Origin of the sequence: Cuspidothrix issatschenkoi CHARLIE-1 (assembly GCF_002934005.1) — a bacterium.
GTDB classification, from domain to species: domain Bacteria; phylum Cyanobacteriota; class Cyanobacteriia; order Cyanobacteriales; family Nostocaceae; genus Cuspidothrix; species Cuspidothrix issatschenkoi.
Window position 1 is genome coordinate 1 of record NZ_PGEM01000187.1, and the last position, 3602, is coordinate 3602.

General features: G+C 35.2%; 5 protein-coding genes and 1 pseudogene. 5 read left to right on the forward strand and 1 reads right to left on the reverse strand.

The window, feature by feature from the left end; translation table 11 throughout:
- Positions 1-576: transposase (locus tag CUN59_RS19580; protein ID WP_104389410.1), on the reverse strand; the 576-nt coding region annotated here is incomplete at its 3' end.
- Positions 577-967: 391 nt separating this feature from the next.
- On the opposite strand from CUN59_RS19580, the pseudogene CUN59_RS22210 reads away from it, so the two are divergent.
- From CUN59_RS22210 to CUN59_RS19610, 5 genes and pseudogenes are all read left to right on the forward strand, one after another.
- Positions 968-1042: pseudogene (locus CUN59_RS22210) on the forward strand (XisI protein); the annotation flags it as partial.
- Between the two features lie 218 nt (positions 1043-1260).
- A complete protein-coding gene (locus CUN59_RS19590; protein WP_104389411.1) occupies positions 1261-1488 on the forward strand; it encodes a hypothetical protein in 228 nt (75 codons plus the stop codon).
- A gap of 187 nt (positions 1489-1675) precedes the next feature.
- Complete coding sequence (locus CUN59_RS19600) at positions 1676-2092, forward strand: XisH family protein (RefSeq protein ID WP_104389412.1); 417 nt, start codon at positions 1676-1678, stop codon at positions 2090-2092.
- Positions 2080-2415 (forward strand): XisI protein, encoded by a 336-nt coding sequence (locus CUN59_RS19605; protein WP_104389413.1) that lies wholly within the window; start codon positions 2080-2082, stop codon positions 2413-2415. The genes CUN59_RS19600 and CUN59_RS19605 overlap by 13 nt, the downstream gene beginning before the upstream one ends.
- Positions 2416-2507: 92 nt before the next feature.
- The coding region (locus CUN59_RS19610) for a protein kinase domain-containing protein (protein WP_104389414.1) at positions 2508-3602 on the forward strand (1095 nt) is incomplete at its 3' end.

The window sequence follows — 3602 nt, forward strand, 5'->3', positions numbered from 1 at the left end:
TTGTCGCTTTTCCGGTTTCGGTTGGGGACGGTATTTTTTACAGAAACCTCTATATTTAGTCGCACACTCATCTAAAGTACGTCCTAACGATAAAAAAGCCGGATGCCAAGTTGTGATACCATCATCACCTAACCTATCGTGAACCCCATAATTACTAAAATCATAAAATAATCCTTGTTGCACACCCGCCGCTTTAGGGTTAGCATGAATATAACGTAAAGTATTTAAAGCGCGTTTCTTATCTGTATTTGCAAACCCCGTACTATGATAACGCTTTTCCCAAAAATGTCCGCTACGGTTCAACATTTGGTTAAAACACATCCCAGTGTACCAGTTTAACCAGTGCATAATTTTCGGTAAATCCTCTGGTTGTTGCGGTTCCATGAGATAATGAATATGATTACTCATAATGCACAAACCGTATAATTTAAAGTTATATTTTTCTATTGCTTTTTTAATCGCATAAACGAGAACCTGACGACATTCTAATTTAGTTAAACGAAACTCACGGTTGTTACATCTAATAGTAACGTGATAAGAATATCCTGATTGTAAAATTCTAGGTTTTCGAGACATGGAAAAAGATCCCCGACTTCTTTTGTTAATCTTTCCATTTAACAGATAAATTGTCTAAGAAGTCGGGGATCTAAATCTCGTCACAAATCAGGATAACCGGGATTAAAGGATTGACAGGATGGTAATTTATAGATGATTTAAATTATTCAAAAACAATCATTCAAAAACATCCTGAAAAATCCCCAACTCCCCACCAAAAATTATCCAACAACATCCTGAAAATCCTCAAATCCTGTACTTCGACTTCGCTCAGTAACCAGACATCCTGATTCTGACAAAAAAAACCTCAAACTCCCCACCAAAAATCATCCAGTAACATCCTGAAAATCCTCAAATCCTGGACATCCTGATTCAGACAAAAAAACCTCAAACTCCCACCAAAAATCATCCAGTAACAAAAGAGGATATTGTTTTTGGTTTACAACCACCATACAAACGTCCTTATACTGGTTATGGAGTAGCTTAATTTCTATTTCTCAAGAAGTCGGGGATCTAACGCAACGCCATGATATAATTACCAGAATATAATTGAATTAATCTTCACCATATCTACAAGGGTATGATTATTTGGCAACCAGGGCAACAAATTAATAACGTTTGACTTTTGACTTCCCGAAGGGTGTCCTGATTCAGAATATTACAGGATAAGATATAATCAAATTGGGTAAATAATCAAAATAATCTATGAATACATTAGAACTTCGTGAACAAATCCAAGAATATGTTGAACAACTGTCACCTGAAAAATTACTAGTAGCAGTTGATTTTTTAGCATATTTAGCAACAAGAGAAGATGATGCTACTCAAGAGTTATTAGAGATTGTAGGATTTAAAGAAAATTTTGATCATGCTAGAGAAAACGTAAAACAAGGAAAGGTGATTGCTGTTGACCAACTTAAACGAAAATATTAATTATACTGTTGTTATTAGTATTGATGCAGGGGAGTTTTTTGAATCTGCTTCTGCTATCTTACAACGGAAGTTAGATAGAGACAAATAAAACCTCAAACTCCCCACCAAAAATCATCCAACAACATCCTGAAAATCCTTAAATCCTGGATATCCTGATTCTGACAAATAAATTAAATCCTAAATAACTATGTCAGCAAGAGATTTATTTCATCAAGCAGTTGTCAACGCATTATTAAAAGAACAATGGTTAATTACTCATGATCCTTTAGAAATTCAGCTTGAGGAAACAAAACTTAAAATTGATTTAGGTGCAGAAAGACTAATAGCAGCAGACAAAGGAGAGGAAAAAATTGCTATAGAAATCAAGAGTTTTGCAAGCAATTCCCCCGTAAGTGATTTTCATACAGCATTAGGACAATTTCTCAATTATCAAATTATTTTAGAAGAAACTCAATCAGAACGAGAATTATATTTAGCAGTTCCCAATGATACTTATATCTCCTTCTTTCAAACTCGACTTGCTAAAATAGCAGTAGAAAAATATAACATTAAAATCATAGTCTATAATCCAATAGCGGAGGTAATTGTCAAATGGCAAATTTAGAACATTATCGTCAATGTATTCAAACCATTCTCAAAGAACATGGCAAATACAAACCAAAATATGATGAAATAGATAATGAATTAATTTTCGATACAAATAATGATCATTATCAACTAATGTATGTAGGATGGAATGGATTTCAAAGAATTTATTACACTATCATTCATTTTGACATTAAAAATAACAAAATCTGGATTCAACAAAATACCACAGAAACAGATTTAGCTCAAGAATTGGTCAATATGGGAGTACCAAAAGAGGATATTGTTTTTGGTTTACAACCACCATACAAACGTCCTTATACTGGTTATGGAGTAGCTTAATTTCTATTTCTCAAGAAGTCGGGGATCTAAGCAACGCAATGATATAATTACCAGGATATAATTGAATTAATCTTCACCATATCTACAAGGGTATGATTATTTGGCAACCAGGGCAACAAATTAACAACGGTAGATTTATCATTCAGGGTAAACCCTTGGGTAGTGGTGGTTTTGGGACTACATACAAAGCCTTAGAACCTAGCACGGGTAAATTATACGCCATTAAAACCCTCAATCAGCAAATGCAATTGCGAGATGACTTTGCAGAACAACAGGTTAAGTTTATTAACGAAGCCTTGACAATTAAAGGTTTTGATCATCAGCATATTCTCAAAGTCCATGAAGTCATTCAAGAAGGTCAGCTTTTTGGCGTGGTGATGGAATATATTGATGGAGTAACTTTATCTCAATATATTAGACAAAGGGGACAACTTACCGAAAGCGAAGCACTATTATATATAGATCAAATTGGTCAGGCTTTAGAATATATTCACGCTAAAGGCAGTTTACACCGAGACATTAAACCTGCAAATATTCTTTTACGCCAAAATAAACAAGAAGCGGTTTTAATTGATTTTGGTTTAACTCGCAGTATGGCTACTAAAAGTATGACTGCTTCTTTAACGGAAGGTTATGCACCTATTGAACAATATCGTCGCAAAGGGAGTTTTGGTTCTCACACCGATGTTTACGCTTTAGCTGCTACTTTATATTATCTGCTCACGGCTGATGGATTGAAAGCAGATACAAGATTGAAACCAGAAGAGAAATTTTGTCCAGTACCCGCAACGAACCGGAAATATGATGATGAACCTTTACCCGCACCAAAACATTATAATTCTGGCATTAGTCAGAGGGTGAATAATGCTATTTTGCAGGGTATGGAAATAGAACCGGAAAACCGGACTCCGACGGTGTTGAAGTTTCGGGAAAATTTGGGTTTGGTGGTTCAACAACCTATTAATTTTGATATTACGCAACCCATTAATGTAGAGACGTTCCATGGAACGTCTCTACAAACATCTAATATGGACTACAGCAAACTGCGTGACTACCTCGCACAAGGGAAATGGAAGGAAGCAGACGAGGAAACAAGACGGGTAATGTTAGCAGTTGCGAAACGGGAAAAGGAAGATTGGTTAGATGATAAAAGTATTGATAATTTTCCCTGTGAAGACCTGAGTATT

Excerpts from the sequence above, each read along its gene's own strand:
- CUN59_RS19590 (WP_104389411.1), top strand. The coding sequence starts at position 1,261 with ATGAATACATTAGAACTTCGTGAACAAATCCAAGAATATGTTGAACAA.
- CUN59_RS19600 (WP_104389412.1), top strand. The coding sequence starts at position 1,676 with ATGTCAGCAAGAGATTTATTTCATCAAGCAGTTGTCAACGCATTATTA.
- CUN59_RS19605 (WP_104389413.1), top strand. The coding sequence starts at position 2,080 with ATGGCAAATTTAGAACATTATCGTCAATGTATTCAAACCATTCTCAAA.